The organism is Streptomyces sp. NBC_00086, assembly GCF_026343255.1.
Taxonomy (GTDB): domain Bacteria; phylum Actinomycetota; class Actinomycetes; order Streptomycetales; family Streptomycetaceae; genus Streptomyces.
Genome location: NZ_JAPELZ010000001.1, coordinates 199,239 through 216,861, shown reverse-complemented (window position 1 = coordinate 216,861; position 17,623 = coordinate 199,239). Strand labels below are relative to the sequence as shown.

17 protein-coding genes are annotated in these 17,623 nt (G+C 73.1%); 10 read left to right on the top strand and 7 right to left on the bottom strand.

Translation table 11 applies throughout. The annotated features are described in order from the left end of the window. The first annotated feature begins 29 nt into the window (after positions 1–29). A complete protein-coding gene (locus tag OG276_RS00960) occupies positions 30–1,547 on the top strand; it encodes a cellulose binding domain-containing protein (RefSeq protein WP_266901691.1) in 1,518 nt (505 codons plus the stop codon). 31 nt (positions 1,548–1,578) lie between these two features. Here the strand turns inward: OG276_RS00960 and helR are convergent, their stop codons facing one another. Beyond that, positions 1,579–3,744: an RNA polymerase recycling motor ATPase HelR gene (gene helR / locus OG276_RS00955; protein ID WP_266901689.1), complete on the bottom strand. Its 2,166-nt coding sequence runs from the start codon at positions 3,742–3,744 to the stop codon at positions 1,579–1,581. A 265-nt stretch (positions 3,745–4,009) separates the two neighbouring features. Here helR and OG276_RS00950 point away from each other — a divergent pair, with 265 nt between their 5' ends. Beyond that, positions 4,010–5,041: a helix-turn-helix domain-containing protein gene (locus OG276_RS00950; RefSeq protein ID WP_266901687.1), complete on the top strand. Its 1,032-nt coding sequence runs from the start codon at positions 4,010–4,012 to the stop codon at positions 5,039–5,041. Between the two features lie 123 nt (positions 5,042–5,164). Continuing rightward, positions 5,165–5,680 carry a rhodanese-like domain-containing protein gene (locus OG276_RS00945; RefSeq protein ID WP_266901685.1) on the top strand — a complete coding sequence of 172 codons (516 nt, stop codon included), beginning with the start codon at positions 5,165–5,167 and terminating at the stop codon, positions 5,678–5,680. A gap of 37 nt (positions 5,681–5,717) precedes the next feature. Here OG276_RS00945 and OG276_RS00940 read toward each other — a convergent pair whose 3' ends face one another. Genes OG276_RS00940 through OG276_RS00930 form a run of 3 tightly spaced genes read right to left on the bottom strand, consistent with a single transcriptional unit; the run spans position 5,718 to position 7,374 of the window. Further along, on the bottom strand, positions 5,718–6,551 hold the full coding sequence (locus OG276_RS00940; RefSeq protein WP_266901683.1) for a class I SAM-dependent methyltransferase: 834 nt from the start codon (positions 6,549–6,551) through the stop codon (positions 5,718–5,720). An 8-nt stretch (positions 6,552–6,559) separates the two neighbouring features. Further along, on the bottom strand, positions 6,560–6,931 hold the full coding sequence (locus OG276_RS00935; protein ID WP_266901681.1) for a helix-turn-helix transcriptional regulator: 372 nt from the start codon (positions 6,929–6,931) through the stop codon (positions 6,560–6,562). After that, positions 6,928–7,374 carry an SRPBCC domain-containing protein gene (locus OG276_RS00930; protein WP_266901679.1) on the bottom strand — a complete coding sequence of 149 codons (447 nt, stop codon included), beginning with the start codon at positions 7,372–7,374 and terminating at the stop codon, positions 6,928–6,930. Before OG276_RS00930 ends, OG276_RS00935 begins: the two co-directional genes overlap by 4 nt. 126 nt (positions 7,375–7,500) lie before the next feature. On the opposite strand from OG276_RS00930, the gene OG276_RS00925 reads away from it, so the two are divergent. The 5 genes from OG276_RS00925 to OG276_RS00905 all read left to right on the top strand — a co-directional run bounded on the left by OG276_RS00925 (position 7,501) and on the right by OG276_RS00905 (position 11,828). Beyond that, positions 7,501–7,866 (top strand): iron chaperone, encoded by a 366-nt coding sequence (locus OG276_RS00925; RefSeq protein ID WP_266901677.1) that lies wholly within the window; start codon positions 7,501–7,503, stop codon positions 7,864–7,866. 116 nt (positions 7,867–7,982) lie between these two features. Next, positions 7,983–9,188, top strand: coding sequence for an NAD(P)/FAD-dependent oxidoreductase (locus OG276_RS00920; protein ID WP_266901675.1), 1,206 nt, complete (start codon positions 7,983–7,985; stop codon positions 9,186–9,188). A 79-nt stretch (positions 9,189–9,267) separates the two neighbouring features. Further along, entirely contained in the window at positions 9,268–10,179 is a 912-nt protein-coding gene (locus OG276_RS00915; RefSeq protein WP_266901673.1) for an RNA polymerase sigma-70 factor, read from the top strand. 50 nt (positions 10,180–10,229) lie between these two features. Next, positions 10,230–10,901 carry a hypothetical protein gene (locus tag OG276_RS00910; protein ID WP_266901671.1) on the top strand — a complete coding sequence of 224 codons (672 nt, stop codon included), beginning with the start codon at positions 10,230–10,232 and terminating at the stop codon, positions 10,899–10,901. Positions 10,902–11,048: 147 nt separating this feature from the next. Beyond that, positions 11,049–11,828 (top strand): VOC family protein, encoded by a 780-nt coding sequence (locus tag OG276_RS00905; protein WP_266901669.1) that lies wholly within the window; start codon positions 11,049–11,051, stop codon positions 11,826–11,828. Between the two features lie 10 nt (positions 11,829–11,838). On the opposite strand, the gene OG276_RS00900 is transcribed toward OG276_RS00905, so the two are convergent. From OG276_RS00900 to OG276_RS00890, 3 genes are all read right to left on the bottom strand, one after another. After that, positions 11,839–12,423, bottom strand: coding sequence for a TMEM165/GDT1 family protein (locus OG276_RS00900; protein WP_266901667.1), 585 nt, complete (start codon positions 12,421–12,423; stop codon positions 11,839–11,841). Positions 12,424–12,723: 300 nt separating this feature from the next. Then, positions 12,724–13,941, bottom strand: coding sequence for a cytochrome P450 (locus OG276_RS00895; protein ID WP_266901665.1), 1,218 nt, complete (start codon positions 13,939–13,941; stop codon positions 12,724–12,726). 95 nt (positions 13,942–14,036) lie between these two features. Then, positions 14,037–14,699 (bottom strand): TetR/AcrR family transcriptional regulator, encoded by a 663-nt coding sequence (locus OG276_RS00890; RefSeq protein WP_266901663.1) that lies wholly within the window; start codon positions 14,697–14,699, stop codon positions 14,037–14,039. Between the two features lie 221 nt (positions 14,700–14,920). On the opposite strand from OG276_RS00890, the gene OG276_RS00885 reads away from it, so the two are divergent. Next, positions 14,921–17,050, top strand: a complete 2,130-nt coding sequence (locus OG276_RS00885) for an FUSC family protein (protein WP_266901661.1) — start codon at positions 14,921–14,923, stop codon at positions 17,048–17,050. A gap of 95 nt (positions 17,051–17,145) precedes the next feature. Continuing rightward, entirely contained in the window at positions 17,146–17,601 is a 456-nt protein-coding gene (locus tag OG276_RS00880) for an SRPBCC family protein (protein ID WP_266901659.1), read from the top strand. Positions 17,602–17,623: the final 22 nt, after the last annotated feature.

Genomic DNA, 17,623 nt, shown 5'->3' with positions numbered 1-17,623 from the left:
CCACCCGGCAATTCAGAGGCAGGCACGCGATGGGCAGCACGACCGGTCACCGGCGCAGGACGAGCATCAAGGCGAAGGCCGCGGGCGGGACGGCGGTGGCGGCGCTGATCGCGACCGCCGCCTTCGCCTTCACGGGTACGGCCCAGGCCGCCTCGGTCGGCGCGGTGTACACCAAGTCGAGCTCTTGGAGCGGCGGTTACACCGGCACGTACGTGATCACCAACAACAAGAGCCAGGCCCAGACCGGTTGGACCCTGGAATTCGACCTGCCCGCGGGCACGAGGATCGACTCCCTGTGGAACGGCTCGCACACGGTCAGCGGCCGCCGCGTCACCGTGAAGCCGGCCGCATGGAACAGGGAGCTGGCCGCGGGCGCCTCCGTCACGATCGGCTTCGTCACGAGCGCGAGCGGAACCCCGGGCAACCCGACGGCCTGCCGGATCAACGGAGCGAAGTGCTCGGCGGACCAGGGCCCGACACCCCCGCCGGGCGGCCGCCCCACCACCGCCCCGACCGCAGCCCCCTCCGCCGCGCCCACGCCGGCGCCGACGGCCGGTACGAGCGCTCCCGCGACCCCCAGGCCCTCCGGCCGGCCGACCAAGCCCACGTCCCCGCCCACCGCCACGACCCCGCCCGGCGGTGGCAACCCGGCCACTGGCGCGCGCTTCGCGCCGTACGTGGACACCTCCCTCTACCCGGCCTACGACCTGCTCGACACGGTGGCCAAGACCGGCGTCAAGGAGTTCCACCTCGCCTTCATCACCTCCGGCGGCGGCTGCGCCCCGCTCTGGGGCGGGGTCGCCGAGCTCGGAAACGACAAGGTCGCCGCGCAGATCGGCGCCCTGCGGGCCAAGGGCGGGGACGTGCGGGTCTCCTTCGGCGGCGCCGCCGGGCACGAACTGGCCCTGAACTGCGGTTCCGCGCAGGAGCTGGCCGCCGCCTACGGCAAGGTCGTCGACCAGTACCGGCTGACCAAGGTCGACTTCGACATCGAGGGCGCGGCCCTGCCCGACACCGCCGCCAACACCCGCCGCGCCCAGGCCATCGCCCTGCTCCAGGCCGCCCACCCGGGGCTCGACGTGGCCTTCACCCTGCCCGTGATGCCGGAAGGCCTCACGCAGCCGGGCGTGGCCCTGTTGGCGGACGCGAAGAAGGCGGGCGTACGGATCCACGGCGTCAACATCATGGCCATGGACTACGGCCCCGCCTACAGCGGCGACATGGGCCGCTACGCGATCCAGGCCGCCACGGCCACCCAGGCCCAGATCAAGGGAGTACTGGGCCTCTCCGACGCGGCGGCCTGGAAGACCGTCGCCGTGACCCCGATGATCGGCGTCAACGACGTCACGAGCGAGATCTTCACCGTCGCCGACGCCACCCAGCTCGTGGAGTTCGCGAGCGAGAAGGGAATCGGCAGGCTGGCGATGTGGTCCGCGACCCGCGACCGGCAGTGCCCGGCCGGAGTGGTGAACTACGCGGACGCGACGTGCAGCTCGATCCTCCAGCCGCCGCTGGCCTTCACGAAGGCCTTCGGAGCCCTCCGCTAGGCCCGCGGTCGCCCCGCGCGGCCGGGCCGCCTCAGGGGCTCGTGAGGACGACGAGGCGCTGGGTCGCGCGGGTCATCGCCACGTAGCGGTCGACGGCGCCTTCGATGCCCTCGCCGAAGGTGTCAGGGTCGATGAGGACGACCAGGTCGAATTCGAGTCCCTTCGACAGGGTCGGCGTCAGCGAGCGGATGCGGGACGAAGCCGGGAGCGCGGCGGGGGGCGCGCCGTCGGCGGTGATGACGCAGGCGACTCCGTCGGCCTGGGCGGCGAGCCAGTCTTCGAGGACCGCGGCCAGGTCCGAGACCGGCCTGTGCGTGACGGGGATGCCGCTGCTGCGGACGGAGGCCGGGACGTTGGCGTCGGGCAGTGCGGCGCGGATGGCCGGCGCCGCCTCGGCCATGACCTCTTCCGGGGTGCGGTAGTTGACGCTCAGGGAGGCCATCGTGATCCGGTCCAGCCCGGCCCGTTCGAGGCGCTCCTGCCAGGACTCCGTGAACCCGTGGCGGGCCTGCGCGCGGTCCCCGACGATGGTGAAGCTCCGCGACGGGCAGCGGGCCAGCAGCATCTGCCACTCGGCGTCGGTCAGCTCCTGCGCCTCGTCCACGATGATGTGGGCGAACGGGCCGGCGAGCAGGTCCGGTTCGGCTCCGGGCAGGGCGTCACCGTCGATCAGCGCGTCCTGCAGGTCCCGTCCGCGCAGCATCCCCACCGCGCCCTCGCTCTCGTCGATCTCGGTGTCCTGGAGCAGCCGGTCGATGACGTCGGACCTGCGCGCACGCTCGGCGGCGACGGCGGCCTCGTGCCGGCGCTTGCGTACGGAGGCCTCGGCGTCGCCGAGCCGCTGCCGGGCCGCGTCCAGGATCGGCAGGTCCGACACCGTCCAGGCCTGGGCGTCCGCGCGCTGCAGGAGGGACACGTCATCGCGGCCGAGCCGCGGAGCGCACTTGCGCAGGTAGGCGGGCACCGACCACAGGTCTCCGACGAGTTCGCCCGCATCGAGCATCGGCCAGGCGCGGTTGAGGGCGGTGATCAGGTCCCGGTCCTGGAGCAGCGAACGGCGCAGCAGCTGGGGCGAGACGTCGCTGTCGTCCTTGTCCATCAGGATGGTGAGCAGCTCCTCCAGGATCTGGTCGCGCGCCTCGTTGTGCGGGGTACCCGGTTCCACCGCCTCGAACGCGGCCGCCCAGTCGTCGGCGCTCAGCCGGATGTCGGACCAGTGGCTGGAGACCGTCATCCCCTCGGTGGGCGGCTCCTCGTAGATGCGGACCGCCGCCTCCACTGCCTTCACCAGGTCCGCGGAGGACTTGAGGAGGGCGACGCGCGGGTCGGCCTCGACCCCGGCGCCGGCTCCCTCGGTGACGAGGTCGCGCAGGGTGCAGGTCTGTACGCCCTCCTCACCGAGGCTCGGCAGCACGTCCGAGACGTAGGCCAGGTAGGGGCGGCTCGGGCCGACGAACAGCACGCCGCCGCGGCGGTGACCCAGCCGGGGGTCGGAGTAGAGGAGGTGGGCGGTGCGGTGCAGGGCGACGACGGTCTTGCCCGTACCCGGACCGCCGTCGACGACGAGGGCGCCCCGGGAGCCGGCCCGGATGATGGCGTCCTGGTCGGTCTGGATGGTGGCGAGCACGTCGCGCATCCGCTCCGACCGGTTGGCGCCCAGGCCGGCGATGAAAGCGGACTGGTCGTCGAGCGCGGCGCGCCCTTCGAGGCCGTCGGCGCAGAACACCTCGTCCCAGTAGTCGCTGATCCGGCCGCGGGTCCAGCGGTACCTGCGGCGGCTCGTCAGACCCATCGGAACGGCGTGCGTCGCGGCGAAGAAGGGCTCGGCCGCGGGGGAGCGCCAGTCCAGCAGCAGCCGGTTTCCGGCACTGTCGGTGAGGCCGAGGCGTCCGATGTACACGGGCTTGGAGCCGTCGGAGGGGACGATGTGCCCCAGACACAGGTCCAGCCCGAAGCGGCGCAGGGTGCGCAGCCGGCTGGTCAGGCGGTGGATCTCCGCGTCGCGGTCCATCGCCTCCCGGCCGATGCCGCCGGGCGCCTTGCGCGTGGCCTCCAGGCGGTCGGACAGTTCGGCGAGCGTCTGCTCCAGGCAGTGCGAGATGGCCGCGAAATGCCGTTCGTCGCCGTCGATCAGAGCCGGGTCGGCCTTGGGGGACAGGTGGTCGGGAAGTTCGAACGCACTGGTGGCGGTCGCCACCGCCTCGACGGAACCGTGTGATCCAAGAGCTGACATAGCGGCATGCACTGAGTGAATCTCCCATTTTTCGGCAAGTTCTGGCCTCGAGCCGCGATTTTGCCCCAGGCGGGGGGCCTTGCCGCAAGCCCCCCAGTGCGCTATATGTTGTAAGTGGCAAGGAGTGCGTATTCCTCCTCACCCTTCTGCTCACCCTCCCGAGTTTCCTTCCTTCACCGCCCGATGAGGCCTGGTGAGGGCTGTGGGGACGGCTGGCTACAGTACGGCCATGACTTCCGAGGCCGTATCCCTTCACCTCACGAAGCCGGCCCCGGCCCATGTGGTGGCCGTACTCGCCTTCGACGGAATGGCGCCCTTCGAACTGGGCGTGGTGGTCGAGGTGTTCGGCCTCGCCCGGCCCGAGCTGGGGGACCTGCCCTGGTACGAGCTGCGGGTCTGCTCGGCGGAACCCGGCCGGGACCTGCGCGTGGTGGGCGGGTTCACGCTCCGCGCCGAACACGGGCTCGACGCCCTCGCCGCCGCGGACACCGTGATCATCCCCGGAGTCTCCCCGGCGGGCGGCACCATCGCCCCCTCACTGGTCGACGCCCTCCTGAAGGCCCATGCCCGGGGTGCGCGCCTGGTCTCCATCTGCTCGGGCGCCTTCGCGCTCGCCGCGACCGGCCTCCTCGACGGACGCCGGGCCACCACCCACTGGCGCTACGCCCGCACCCTCGCCGAGCGCCACCCCGCGATCGAGGTCGACCCGGACGTCCTCTACGTCGACAACGGCGACGTGCTGAGCAGTGCCGGCAGCGCCGCCGGCATCGACCTCTGCCTCTACCTGGTCCGCGCCGACCACGGCGCCGCCGTCGCCAACACCGTGGCCCGGCGCTTCGTCGTACCGCCCCATCGCGAGGGCGGGCAGGCCCAGTTCATCGAGGCGGCGGTCGGGGAGATAGGCCCCGACGGCGCCGACGACGGCATCTCGCGGAGCATGGCCTGGGCCCTTCAGCGGCTGTACAGCCCGCTCTCGGTCCCGGCGCTGGCCCGCGCGGCGAACATGTCGGAGCGTTCCTTCCTCCGCCACTTCACCCGCCGCAATGGTGTGAGCCCGATCCGCTGGGTGGTCTCCCAGCGGATCGCGGCGAGCCTGCCGTTGCTGGAGTCGGGGGAGGGGACGGTGGACGAGGTGGCCGCGGCGGTCGGCTTCGATTCCACCGCGACGTACCGCCACCACTTCACCCGGCAGATGCGGACGACGCCGACGGCCTACCGGAAGGCGTTCGTCAGGGTCTCCGCACCCCTGGCGGGATCTTGACGAGTGGAGGCGTTTACGCCACTCGTCGCCGGCGTGGCGGGAACAGAGGATGGAGTCATCGCCGCAAGGGAGTCCACCCGGCCGGCGAGCACCCGCCCTTCGCCCCGCACAAGGAGTTCCCCCATGTCCGCGACCGCCGCCTCCATCGCCGCCGCCCCCTCCGCCGTTTTCGCTGAGCCCGCCAGCGCCGTCCTCTCGGTCCCGGCCGCCGCTCCGGGCGTCGCCGCGGCCCACTACGCCGCCCGGCTCGCCTTCGAGGCGGACGTCTCGGACGTACGGGCCGACCTGCTCGCCGGTGTCCCGGGTCTGGTGGTGGTCGACTCCCGCAGCGAGGCCGCCTGGGACCAGGGCCACATCCCGGGGGCGCTGCACCTTCCGACGGCGCGGATCGCGGAGCTGGCGCCCTCGCTGATCGACCCGGCGCTGACGGTCGTCACCTACTGCTGGGGCCCCGGCTGCAACGGCGCCACGCGTGCGGCGCTGGCCTTCGCCCGGCTCGGCTACCAGGTGAAGGAAATGCTCGGCGGGTTCGAGTACTGGGTCCGCGAGGGCTTCGCCTTCGAGACCGCCCAGGGCACCGACCAGCGGGCGATCGACGATCTGACCGCCCCGCGCTCGGGCATCTCCTGCGCCTGCTGAACGCCGTACGGTCCCGGTTGCCGGCGGGCCCGTACGCTCAGACCGCCAGTGCCGTCGTGATCACCAGGGGAGGCTTCGCCCGCTCGGCCGACCAGGCGCGGCCGGCGGCGAGGCCGGGGTCGACGAGGCCGGGAAGGCCGAGGGCCTCGTCCACCGTCGGGCGGTGCTGGCCGAGGTCCGCGAACCCGGCCCGCAACAGCAGGGCCGGGTAGAAGTCGACCGGCCACGCGTGGTTGGGCATCACCTGCCAGCTGCCGTCCGTGCGCCGGAGCCGTACGGGCAGCTCGTCGCCCGGGGCGTACTCCCCACCCGGGTCGCCGATGCTCAGCGAGGCGTACTCCGTCCCGCTGCACGCGGGATCGGTGGCCAGCAGGACGAAGGGGCCGCCGGGCCGCAGGATCCGCCGGATCTCCCGGAAGACCGCGAGCACCGCCTCCGAGGTGGGCAGCGAAGCCAGGACGTGGTTGCACATCACGGCGTCGGCGCTGCCGTCCGCCAGACAGGCCGTCCGGCCGTCCGTGACCAGATGGAATTCGGCGACGGCCGTCCCCGCGCCGCGGGCCAGCGCGAGCATCTCCGGGGAGGTGTCCACGCCCAGCACCTTGGCTCCGAGCTGCCGGGCCGCGTGGTCGGCGACCTTGCCCGGCCCGCATCCGTAGTCCACCAGGACGGATCCGCTGCCGACCCACGGGGCCAGGGTCCGCAAGACGAAGGGGTACCCGAGCAGCCAGTCCGTGGCCGCCTCCACGGCGGCGAAGGCCCGCGCGCCCTCCGGCCCGGACCAGGCGACGGGCTCCTGCCCGCCGCCGTGGTCCGCGTCGCCCGCTGCGGCTCGCGCCGCTCGTCCGGTTCCCTCCGGCCACTCGCTCACGGTTCCCACTATCCGGCCGTGGGGGCCCGGCCCGCATCCCGTTCCGCCGCCTCGGCGATCCGTTTGACCGCTGCCAGCCGTCGGTCCCAGTCCGCGGCGAGGGTGGCCATCCACCTGGCCGTCGCGTCCAGGGCGGCGGGCCGCACGGTGTACCGGACCTCGCGCCCGACCCGGCTGCCGGAGACCAGCCCGGCGGCGTCCAGGACGGCGAGGTGCTTGACCACCGCCTGCCGGGAGACGGGCAGCCCCTCGGCCAGAGTGGTCGCGCTGACCTCGCCGTGAGCGGCGAGCAGGCCGAGCAGCTTGCGCCGGGTCGGATCTGCCAGTGCGACGAGGACGTGGTCGACGGCCTCTTCGGCGCCGGGGAGTTCCCCGCTCACGCGGCCGGTTGTTCGACGCGCTTCTTGAAGGCGTCGAGCACCTGCGGCCAGCCGCCCGTGTTGTCCTTCAGCGCCTTGTCGCGCAGTTCCTCGGACCCGGCCAGGGCCGCGAACCCGCTCTCCACGACGCGGAGCCGCGTCTTGTCCCCCTCGCGGCTCAGCGTGAACTCCACCAGGGTGCTGTTGTCCTCGCGCAGCTCCTGTCCGGGGAAGGCGCTGGCCCACCGGTACGCCAGGTAGGTCGGCGGCTCGACCTTCTCCACCCGTACCGGGAACTCTCCGTACTCGCTGTTCCTCGCCACGACCGACTCCCCTTCCCTGGCCACCGTGCCGGCCAGGCTCCCCTCGTCGGCCACCCAGAAGCCCGGCTCGGCCACCAGGGACCAGACCCGCTCCAGGGACGCTTCGATCAGGGTGTCGCGTTCGATCCGGTCCGCGTTCATCAGGGACTCCTTCGTCGCAAGCCATCGAGTGGTTTAGTGCAACTCCAGGGTTGCACGTCGCTCCACATCGCGCAACCGTGAGGTTGCACCAGGACGGGTGGTGCGGGTTCGCATACGCTCGGGTGCATGGTGCAGAGCAAGGCGGAAGACGTGGACGCGTACCTCGCCGAGGTCACCGAGGAGCGCAGGGAGGCGCTGACCCGGCTGCGCGAGCTGTGCCGTACCGAACTGCGCGGATTCGGCGAAGTGATGGCGTACGGAATGCCCGTGTACGAACGGGAAGGCGTCGGCGAGGTCGCCTTCGCGAGCCAGAAGCAGTACATCTCCGTCTACCTGTTGCGCGAGGACGTCCGCGAAGCCTTCGCGGAGCGGCTCGCGGGCCACGACATGGGCAAGGGCTGCCTGCGCTTCCGCAAGCCCGAGAAGATCGACTTCGCACTCCTTCAGGACCTGCTGCGGGCCACGGCGGCCGGTCCCGGGAAGGCCTGCTGACCGCTGAGGCGAGAGCCCTTCGGAACGACCGAAAAGAATGTTGAGCGCAAGCTGTCACAACCGCCGGCCGGCCGGTGTCTTGTGTCCGAACCCTCGAAACGAAGGAGACGGACACCATGACCGAGAACACCCAGGTGATCGTGATCGGCGGCGGATACGCCGGAGTGATGGCCGCCAACCGCCTGAAGCAGCGCGAGGACGTCACCGTGACGCTGGTCAATCCGCGTGCGGTCTTCGTGGAGCGGATCCGCCTGCACCAGCTCGCGGGCGGAACCGACGACGCCGTGGTCGCGTACGAGAAGGTCCTGGCCGACGGGGTGGCCCTGCGCGTCGACTCCGTCGAACGGATCGACGCCGCCGAACGCAGCGTGACCCTGGCCTCGGGAGGCCGGGTCGCCTACGACTACCTCGTCTACGCGGTGGGCAGCGGCAGCGCGGACCCGACCGTGCCGGGAGCGGCCGAGTTCGCCCACCCGATCGCCACCCTGGAAGACGCGCAGCGGCTGCGCCCGGTCCTCGACGCCGCGCCCCGGACGGCCGCGGTGACGGTGGTCGGGGCCGGTCCGACCGGCATCGAGACCGCCGCCGAACTGGCCGAGCAGGGCCGGGCCGTGACCCTGGTCTGCGGCGGGGTCCTCGGCCCGTACCTGCACGCCCGCGGGCGGCGCTCCGTGGCCCGGCGGCTGACGGCGCTCGGCGTGACCGTGCTCGAAGGCCCGGACACCAAGGTGACGGCCGTGACGGCCGACGCCGTCCGGCTCGCCGACGGCCGCGAACCGGCGTCCGCGGTGACCATCTGGACCGCCGGCTTCGGCGTCCCGGACCTGGCCGCGCGCAGCGGGCTGAGCACCGACGCCCTGGGCCGCCTCCTCACGGACGAGACGCTGACCAGCGTGGACGACGGGCGCGTTTTCGCGGCCGGGGACTCGGCGGCGCCCTCGGGCCTGGCGCCGCGGATGAGCTGCCAGGCCGCGACGCCGATGGGCGCGCGGGTCGCCGACACGGTGCTGAGCCGGATCGAGGGCGAGCAGCCGGAAACCCTCAACTCGGTGTTCGCCGGCCAGTGCATCAGCCTGGGCCGGGGCGCCGGCATCTTCCAGTTCGCCCACAAGAACGACACCGCGCTGTGGTTCCACATCGGCGGCCGGCCCGGCGCGAAGCTCAAGGAAGTCGTGTGCAAGGGCACCGTCAAGCACCTCGCCGAGGAGGCGGGCAAGCCGGGTTCGTACGGCTTGCACCGGGTGTCGGGAGGCGACGCCCGCGGCCGGCGTCTGGAAGCCGAGAAGAGCGGGATCAGGGCCGCCGCCGAACAGACCGCTTGAGCCGAACGGCCGATCCGATGATCATGAACGGATTCGAACTGCCCGAAGGCCGACGGAAACTGACGGAAGAGAACTGACCATGGACATCCCTTCGCAGGGCCCTGATACGGCGACCGAGACCTTCGTCGCCCACCGCAACCTGCTGTTCACCGTCGCCTACGAAATGCTCGGCTCGGCGGCCGACGCCGAGGACGTCCTCCAGGAGACCTGGCTGCGCTGGGCGGGCGTCGATCTCGGCACGGTCACCGATCCGCGCGCCTACCTGGTGCGGATCACCACCCGCCAGGCACTGAACCGGCTGCGGACGATGAGCCGCCGCAAGGAGGCGTACGTGGGCCAGTGGCTGCCCGAGCCCCTGCTCACGGCGCCGGACGTGGCCGAGGACGTGGAACTGGCCGAGAGCATGTCGATGGCGATGATGCTGGTCCTGGAGACGCTCGGGCCGACCGAGCGGGCCGTCTTCGTGCTCCGCGAGGTGTTCGGCCTCGACTACGAGGAGATCGCGACCGCCGTCGACAAGACACCGGCGGCCGTCCGGCAGATCGCGCACCGGTCCCGCAAGCACGTCGACGCCCGCCGCCCCCGCCGGACGGTCTCCGCGAGAGAGACCCGGGCAGCCGTGGAATCGTTCCGGCGGGCGTTCGAAACCGGGGACCTGCAGGGCCTCCTCGACGTGCTCGCCCCCGAGGTCGTCTACATGGGCGACGGCGGCGGCATCAAGCACGCCGCACTGCGGCCGATCGTCGGCGCCGTCAGCGTGGCCCGCGTCTTCGCCGGCATGTCGGGCAAGGCCGACAAGGGCGGCATCTCGTTCTCCCTCGCCCCCACCATGGTCAACGGCACCCCGGCCCTGGCCGTCCACATCGACGGGGAGTTCGACGGAGTCATCGCCTTCCACGTCGAGGACACCCGCATCACCGGCCTCTACTTCGTCCGCAACCCGGAGAAGCTGTCCCACATCGGAACCGAGACCACGCCCACCCTGCGGTGAGCGCCGGGCGGCACCTGACCGGCGGGGGAGGGGCTGGCAGCATGTCCCCCATGCCTTCCCCTCCCTCCTCGTCGACCCCTCCCTCATCGAACCCTCCCTCCTCGCCCTCCTCTTCCTCGGCGAGTTCCGAGACCGCGACCACCGAACCGGTCCGCCATCGGGACCACGGCACGTGGCTGGCCCAGTTCACCGGCCGGGTGCTCGTGGTCTGCCCGGGGTGCGGCGGACGCGCCCTCGTCGTGCCGCGGCCCGGGCTCGCGGAGCCGAAGTACGTCCGGCACCTGCTCTTCGAGCCCCGCCGCCTCGTCTGTGGGGGCTGCGGGGCCCTTGCCGACTGGACGGCACAGCAGCGGGGGCCCGCCCTGGTCGGGGTCTCGGTCGGCGGCACCGAGGACCCGTTCTTCCGGCGTCCGCTCTGGCTGCAGACCCGCTGCGCGGGACGGATCCTGTGGGCCTACGACCTGGAGCACGTCGAAGCCCTCGCCGCCTACGTGGGCGCCCGGCTGCGGGAACGGCACACCTCCCCGACGCTGTCGATGTTCGCCCGGCTGCCGGCCTGGATGAAGTCCGCGGCACGCCGTGACGAGGTCATGGCCGGTCTGGAGACCCTGCGGACCCTCGCCGGGCTCTCGGCCCCCGCCGACCGTTCCGACGCGGCCCACGACCGGGGCGACCGCCCGCGCCACCAGGGCAGCGTGCTGGTCCGCGGCGGTCCGTACTAGGAGCCGGACCGGTGGGACGCCGAGGCGCGCACCGGCCGAATGCGGTGCGCCGGGGGTACCCGTACGTGTGGCGGTGGGAGGGGAGAGCGGGGTGAGGGGCCGCCGTGCGGGTACCTCGCATGCGAAACCCCTTCGCAGGAGGAACCCATGCTCGGTACCGACTACCGCACCGGCTCGCCCAACTGGATCGACCTCGGGAGCCCCGACATCCCCCGGGCCGCGGCCTTCTACCGGGCCGTCTTCGGCTGGGAGTTCCACCTGCTCGGACCCGAGACCGGCGGGTACGGGTTCTTCCGGGCGGACGGGAAGAACGTCGCCGCGGTCGGGCAGCTCGACCCGGGGGCGACCTCCGCGTGGACCGTGTACTTCCGGACCGACGACCTGGAGGCCACCACCCGTGGCGTGCGCGACGGCGGGGGCGCCGTCCGCGTCGAGCCGATGGACGTCATGGGGGAGGGGTGGCTCGCGCAGTACACCGATCAGCAGGGCGCCGAGTTCGCCGTCTGGCAGCCGGGCCGGACACCGGGACTGGAGCTGACCTCCGCCGACAACTCGCTGTGCTGGGTCGAGCTGCACGTCCCGGATCCGACGGCGGCGCTCGCCTTCTACGGAGCCCTCTTCGGGATGCGCGCACGGGAGATGGAGGCGCCCGGCATGACCTACCAGGTGCTCAGCACCGCCGACGGGGACCAGGAGGACGGCTCCTTCGGCGGGGTGGCGCCGCTGATGGAGGGGGAGAGCGACGCGCGCTGGGTGCCGTACTTCGCGGTCGCGGACGTGGACGCAGTGGTGGGCGCCGCGCGGACCTCCGGCGGCGCGGTGCTGATGCCGGGCGCGGACGTGCCCGACGTGGGGCGGATCGCCTGGCTGGCCGACCCGAGCGGGGCGGTCTTCGCCCTGCTCAAGGCCTTGCCGCCGGCGCAGTGACGGCTGTGGTCTAGCCGGTGAAGGCCTCGACGAGCGTCCAGACGGCCAGGACGGCCATGCAGAGGGCGCCGAAGCGCTGGACGGTCTTGAGGGGAACCCGCTTGGCGATGAACCGGCCCACGACCAGGGCGAGGGCGGAGACCGACATGAGGGCCGCGGCGGAACCGATCGCGGTGGGCAGCCAGCCGTTGGTGGCGGCGAGGTTGGCGGTGGTGATCTGCGTCAGGTCACCCCATTCGCCGATGAAGACGGCCATGAACGCCGTGGCGAATACGGGCCAGAAGCCGGTGACGGCCTTGGCCGCCGAGTCCGCCTCGTCGTCGTCCGCCCCGGAGCGCAGCATGACGACGGCGCCGAAGGCGAACAGGGCGGCGGAGGTCAGCTTGACGGCCATGTTCGGCAGCATGCCGATCAGGCTTCCGGCACCGACCGCGATGGCCACGTGCACGATGAACGCGGCGGAGGTGCCGAACCACACGTACAGCGGCCGCATCCGGGTGCCCATGGCCAGCGAGGCGAACATGGTCTTGTCGGGGAGCTCGGCAAGGAAGATCAGACCGAAGGCGGTGAAGATCGCCACGGGGTCGAGAGCCATTCCGGGTGCTGCTTTCTGCTGGAGCCGGGCTCTGATGGCTCGGATCGGCACCCAGCGGGAGGCGACGGGAAGAACCACTCGGCCCGGCACGACGAAGCGGCCCACACGGTGATGTGGGACGGGTCATGCCTTGGCCGAAGGTCTCGTCCGCCCCGCACGTGAAGCGCGGTGGCCCGGTGGCCGGGACCCGTCGAGGCGTCCAGTATGTCGACCAGCGGTTTTCGGGACTACTCCCCTTCGCTGCCGACCACTGTAACAGGGGCGTCGGGTGCTCCCGGAGGGCCGAAGGTCCCGGGGCCGCTATCCGAAACGGACGGGGAGGTACTTGACCCCGTTGATGAAGTCCGAGCGCAGGCGGCGTACCTCCCCCGTGAGGGACACCTCCGGATGGCGCCGCAGGAGCTCCCGGACCAGGGCCTTGATCTGGGTGCGTGCGAGGCCGGCCCCCAGGCAGAAGTGGGGACCGCCGCCCCCGAAGGTGAGGTGTTCGTTCGGGGTGCGGCGGATGTCGAAGGCGAAGGGGTCGGCAAAGACCTCCTCGTCGCGGTTGGCGGAGGTGTAGTACGTGACCACCTTCTGCCCCTCGGCGACGGGCCGCCCGTGCAGGACGGTGTCACGGGTGGCGGTGCGCCGGAAGTTGTGGATGGAACCGCCCCAGCGCAGGAACTCCTCCGTCGCCGTGGTCCACAGGGCCTCGTCCTCGGGGGCCGCGGCCAGCTCGGCGCGCGCCGAAGGGTGGTCGATCAGGGCGATCAGGGCACCGGAGAGCAGGTTGCGGGTGGTCTCGTTGCCCGCGACGCAGAGCAGTACGAAGAACATGTTGATCTCGTCCGGCGACAGCCGGTCCCCGTCGACCTCGGCGTGCACCAGCGTCGAGAGGATGTCCTCGCGGGGGCGGGCCCGCCGCTCGTCGGCCAGCGCGTCGCAGTAGGCGTAGATCTCGGCGGCCGCGAGATCGCTGTCGTGCTTGCCGGCCGAGAGCTCGGGGTCCTGGGAGCCCGCCATCCGGTTGCTCCAGTCGAAGATCAGCCGCTCGTCCCCCTCGGGCACGCCGACCATCTCGCAGATCGTCTGGATCGGCAGCCACGCGGCGACCTCCGCGACGAAGTCCATGTCCCGGCCCGGGGTGACCGCGCGCTCCACCAGGGTGACCGCCCGCTCCTGGATCCGGGCCGCGAGCCTGCGTACGACCCGGGGCGTGAAACCCGCGCTGACCAGCGAGCGGTACCGGGAGTGGCGCGGGGCGTCCATGCCCAGGAGGACCAGGCGCAGGGTCTCCAGGGACTCGGGGTTCTGGTCGCGGATCATGAACGAGCCGAGTTCGGTGGACCACAGCTCGGGGTCGCGGCTGACGGCCTTCACGTCGGCGTGCCGGGTGACGGCGTAGAAGCCGGCGTGCGGACCCGGCACCTCGTGCCAGTGGACCGGGTCCTCGCGGCGCAGCCGGGTGAACTGGGCGTGCGGGACCTCACGGGCCCAGGTGTCCTCGAGGAGGTCTATTTCGCCGGTGGGCAGCACGGGACGGTTCCCTTCGTCGGACGGATCGGGGTGGCGCGGCGGGGTCGTACGGATCGGGGTTGTACGGCAGGGTCGGACGGATCGGGGTCTACGGGTCAGCAGGCCCTGCCGAGTCCCAGGACGGCGCCGAGGGCCTCGACGACGAGCGCGTCGGGGACGGCGCCCGGTTCGAGACGGTGCTGCATCGCGAGTCCCAGGAGGATGCCGAGCACGAGGGTGCCCGTCTCCTCCGGCGTACGGGGCAGGGGGGTGCCGGTGGCCTCGGCCCAGTCGGCCAGGCCCTCGCCGAGCTGGGCGCGGACCTCGGTGTACCGCTGGGCGAGCCGGTCCCCGATGAGGGGGCCGCGGGCGGCGTGCAGCCACAGCTCCGTCTCCAGCAGCAGCCAGGAGTCGCCGTGCTCGGGGTGCGGGCGGGTGAGGCTGCCCCACATCGCGGAGAAGTGGACGGCGGGGTCGGCCGGGTCGCCGGCCGCGATCTCGGCGGCCAGCTCCTCGCTGGTGCGCTCCTTCCACACCTCCAGGAGCGCCAGCAGCAGGCCCTCCTTGCCGCCGAAATGGCTGTAGAGCGCGCCCGTGGTGCGCCCGGCCGCCTCGGCGACGGCCTCGGCGGAGACGGCGTGGAACCCTTTGCGGGCGAAGAGGTCGGCCGCCGCGTCGATGAGGCGGGCGCGGCTCTCGGACTTGCGCTGCGCCTGCGGGGTGCGCTGCGCCTGCGGGGTGCGGCGCCGGGGCTGTTCTCGTGTGGGGGACGGCTCCACCGGGCCTCCGGGGTGGGTGCTGGTCGTATCGGGACGGCGACCCGTGTCGGGGGCCGGGCCGCGTCGGATGCCGGGCCGCGCCGGGTGCCGCGTCCCTGTCGGGTGCCGACCTGTATCGGGTGCCTACTTATATCGGGCTGCCGATATAAGTTGCGCCCTCCCTGACGAAGTGTCAAGCGATACCGCAGGACCGCGCGGGCTCCCGGTGGCACGCTGAAAGGGTGCGTGCCGCCCTCATGGAGCTCCGTACGGGCACCGGCCCCCTGCCGGCGGCCGCGCGGCGGGCCGTCCGGGTCACCCTCGCCGCCGGCATCGGCTTCTACGTGTTCCTGTACGGGCTGGACCGGCCCGTCGAGGCCACCTACGCGCTCTTCGCCGCCGTCGCGCTGGCCGGGCTCTCCCGGATCCCCGGCAGCGGACACCTGCGGGCCCGGGTCGTCGCCCGGGTGCTCCCCGCCGCCTGCGCGCTGGTGGCCCTGGGAACCTGGCTGTCGGTGCGGACCTGGGCCGCCGTGGCGGGCATGCTGGTCATCGGTTTCTGCGTGGCCTTCTCCTCGGCGGCCGGACCCCGCCTGGCCGGCGCCGCGCCCGGGCTCCAGCTGCTGTACATCCTGCCCAGCTTCCCGCCGTACGCCCCCGACACCCTCGGCCAGCGGCTGACCGGCACCGTCGTCGGGATCCTGCTGCTGATCCTCGCCGAAGCCACCGTCCTGCCCGACCCGGTCGTCCCCGGCTACCGGGACCTGGCCGCCGCAGCCGCGGCCGAGGCGTCGCGGTACGCCGCCGTGCTGGAGCGGCCGCCCCACACCCTCCGCGCGGCGGAGGCCGCCCGCGCCGCGGAGCGGGAGCAGTCCCTGCGGCCCTCCCGGGTCGGGGAGGCGCAGCGGCCCGCGGGGCCCGGCGTACGGGAACGCGCGCTGGCCCACACCGGGCTGGCGGCCCGCACCCTGCTGGCCCGCCTCCGGTCCCTGCCCCCGCCGGAACCCGGCCCGGCCACCGCGACGGCCGGGCTGGACCTCGTGGCGGCCGTGCGCGAGTCGGCCGCCGGGACGGCCGGGCTGCTCGCTGCGGGGAGCCCGCCCGCGACGGACTCCTCGCGGCTGCGGGACCTGCAGGTCTCCCTCGCCCGGGCCCCCGTGACGGGGCCCGGGCCCGGGTTCCGCAACGCCGCCCTGGTCGAGCTGGCGGAGGCCGCGCTCGTGCTGCGCGGCGCCGCCGGGATCGCGGTACGGGGGCGTGCGGGGGCCGCGGACGTGGTGGGGCCGGGCGTGGGACCGGCCGCCGGGCCACCCGACCGGTTCTGGTACGCCGAGGAGGGGCCGGTGCGGCTCTGGTGGTACCGGCTGGCCGGGAACACCGGGCCCCGGTCCGTGCACTTCCAGAACGCCGTCCGGCTCGGCGTGGCCCTCGCCGTCGCCCGGGCCGTCGCCGGACTGGACTCCCTGCCGCACGGGTTCTGGGCGATGCTCGCCGTCATCAGCCTGACCCGCACCAACGCCGTGCAGACCCGGGCCACCGTCCGGCTCGCCCTGATCGGCACCCTGGTGGGCGCGGTCGCCGCGGGCGGGGTCCTCGCGCTGGCCGGGGAGGCGAGCACGGTGTACGCGTTTCTGTTGCCGCCGCTGATGCTGTTCGCGTTCTGCGTCGGGCCCGTGCGCGGCGTCGGCTGGGCGCAGGCCATGTTCACCCTGGTGGTGGCCATGGCCTTCGCCCAGCTCGCCCCCGTGACGTGGCAGTTGGCCGAGGTCCGGTTCCTGGACGTACTGGTCGGCAGTGCGATCGGGATGGTGTGCGGACTGTTGGCCTGGCCGCGCGGCGCCCACGACGAACTGGGGCGTGCCGTGGCCGGGCTGCTGCACGCCGCGGCCGACGACGTCCAGGCGGCCACGGCGGCCTTCGGCCGGGCCCGCGCGGTGGAGCCCGACCAGCGGGTGCGGCACGCGCTGGCCCTGGCGGAGAGCGCGTACGCCCAGTACCAGACGGAACGGCAGCGTCCGGCCGCCGCCGCGGGCGAGGACTGGCAGGCGGCGATGATGACCGGCCACCACGTCCTGTGGGGCGGCCGCAGGCCCCCCGGCACCCCACCCGGCCCGTGCGAGGAGGCGATGGTCCGGGAGTACGGGGCCTGGGTGGCAGCCGGGCTGCACCGCGCGGCGGCGGCCGCGGACCCCGTCCACACCGCGGGGCCGCCGGAGCCCGGTCCCGCCGGTCCCGCCCCCCGCCGGGCCGGACCCGAGGGCGCGCCGCCGGTGTTCTACACCGCGATGGCCTGGCTGGACTCGCTGACCGCGGACGTGGCGCTGTTCGACCGGGGGGCCGGGGCCGGGCCCTCGGCCTCCGGTGGGGCCTGAGGGTGCGGCGGTGCGGCCGGAGCGGGGCTCTGCGATCGTGGAAGAAGGGGTTCCGGTTCTGTCTCCGGCGGCGGGGCGTGTGGTGAGGAGCGGACATGTCCGGACTGTTCGAGGCGAGCGTCGAGATCGACCGGCCCGTCGCCGAGGTGTTCGCGTATCTCGCGGACGGGCGCAACGACCCGGAGTTCAGCCCGCGCGTCCAGCGGATCACCCGGAGCCCGGACGCCCCGACCGCCGTCGGGACGGTCTTCCGCAGCACGGTGAAGGACGCCGGAATGAAGACCGCCCGGGAGTTCCAGATCACCGAACTCGATGCGCCGGGGCGGATCCGCTGGACGGAGCTGAGCCACAACCTGGTGACCGCCGAAGGCGGCTACGACCTGTCCGAACTCCCCGGAGGCCGGACGCGGTTGCGCGTCTTCAACACCCTGACCGGGCACGGCTTCGGCCGTCTCCTGGTCGGCCTCGCCCTGAGCGCGGCGCGCAAGGACGCCCCCGACTTCGGCCGCCGGATCAAGGCGGCGGCGGAGGCGTCCCCACGGCTGGGCTGAGGCCCGGGCCGGGTCTCCGGAT

What these genes read in the sequence shown, in the direction of transcription:
- OG276_RS00930 (WP_266901679.1), bottom strand. Translation starts at nt 7,374, where the DNA reads ATGAACGCGGACCGGATCGAACGCGACACCCTGATCGAAGCGTCCCTG.
- OG276_RS00905 (WP_266901669.1), top strand. Translation starts at nt 11,049, where the DNA reads ATGCTCGGTACCGACTACCGCACCGGCTCGCCCAACTGGATCGACCTC.
- OG276_RS00920 (WP_266901675.1), top strand. Translation starts at nt 7,983, where the DNA reads ATGACCGAGAACACCCAGGTGATCGTGATCGGCGGCGGATACGCCGGA.
- OG276_RS00960 (WP_266901691.1), top strand. Translation starts at nt 30, where the DNA reads ATGGGCAGCACGACCGGTCACCGGCGCAGGACGAGCATCAAGGCGAAG.
- OG276_RS00910 (WP_266901671.1), top strand. Translation starts at nt 10,230, where the DNA reads ATGCCTTCCCCTCCCTCCTCGTCGACCCCTCCCTCATCGAACCCTCCC.
- OG276_RS00900 (WP_266901667.1), bottom strand. Translation starts at nt 12,423, where the DNA reads ATGGCTCTCGACCCCGTGGCGATCTTCACCGCCTTCGGTCTGATCTTC.
- OG276_RS00915 (WP_266901673.1), top strand. Translation starts at nt 9,268, where the DNA reads ATGGACATCCCTTCGCAGGGCCCTGATACGGCGACCGAGACCTTCGTC.
- OG276_RS00950 (WP_266901687.1), top strand. Translation starts at nt 4,010, where the DNA reads ATGACTTCCGAGGCCGTATCCCTTCACCTCACGAAGCCGGCCCCGGCC.
- OG276_RS00945 (WP_266901685.1), top strand. Translation starts at nt 5,165, where the DNA reads ATGTCCGCGACCGCCGCCTCCATCGCCGCCGCCCCCTCCGCCGTTTTC.
- OG276_RS00925 (WP_266901677.1), top strand. Translation starts at nt 7,501, where the DNA reads ATGGTGCAGAGCAAGGCGGAAGACGTGGACGCGTACCTCGCCGAGGTC.
- OG276_RS00880 (WP_266901659.1), top strand. Translation starts at nt 17,146, where the DNA reads ATGTCCGGACTGTTCGAGGCGAGCGTCGAGATCGACCGGCCCGTCGCC.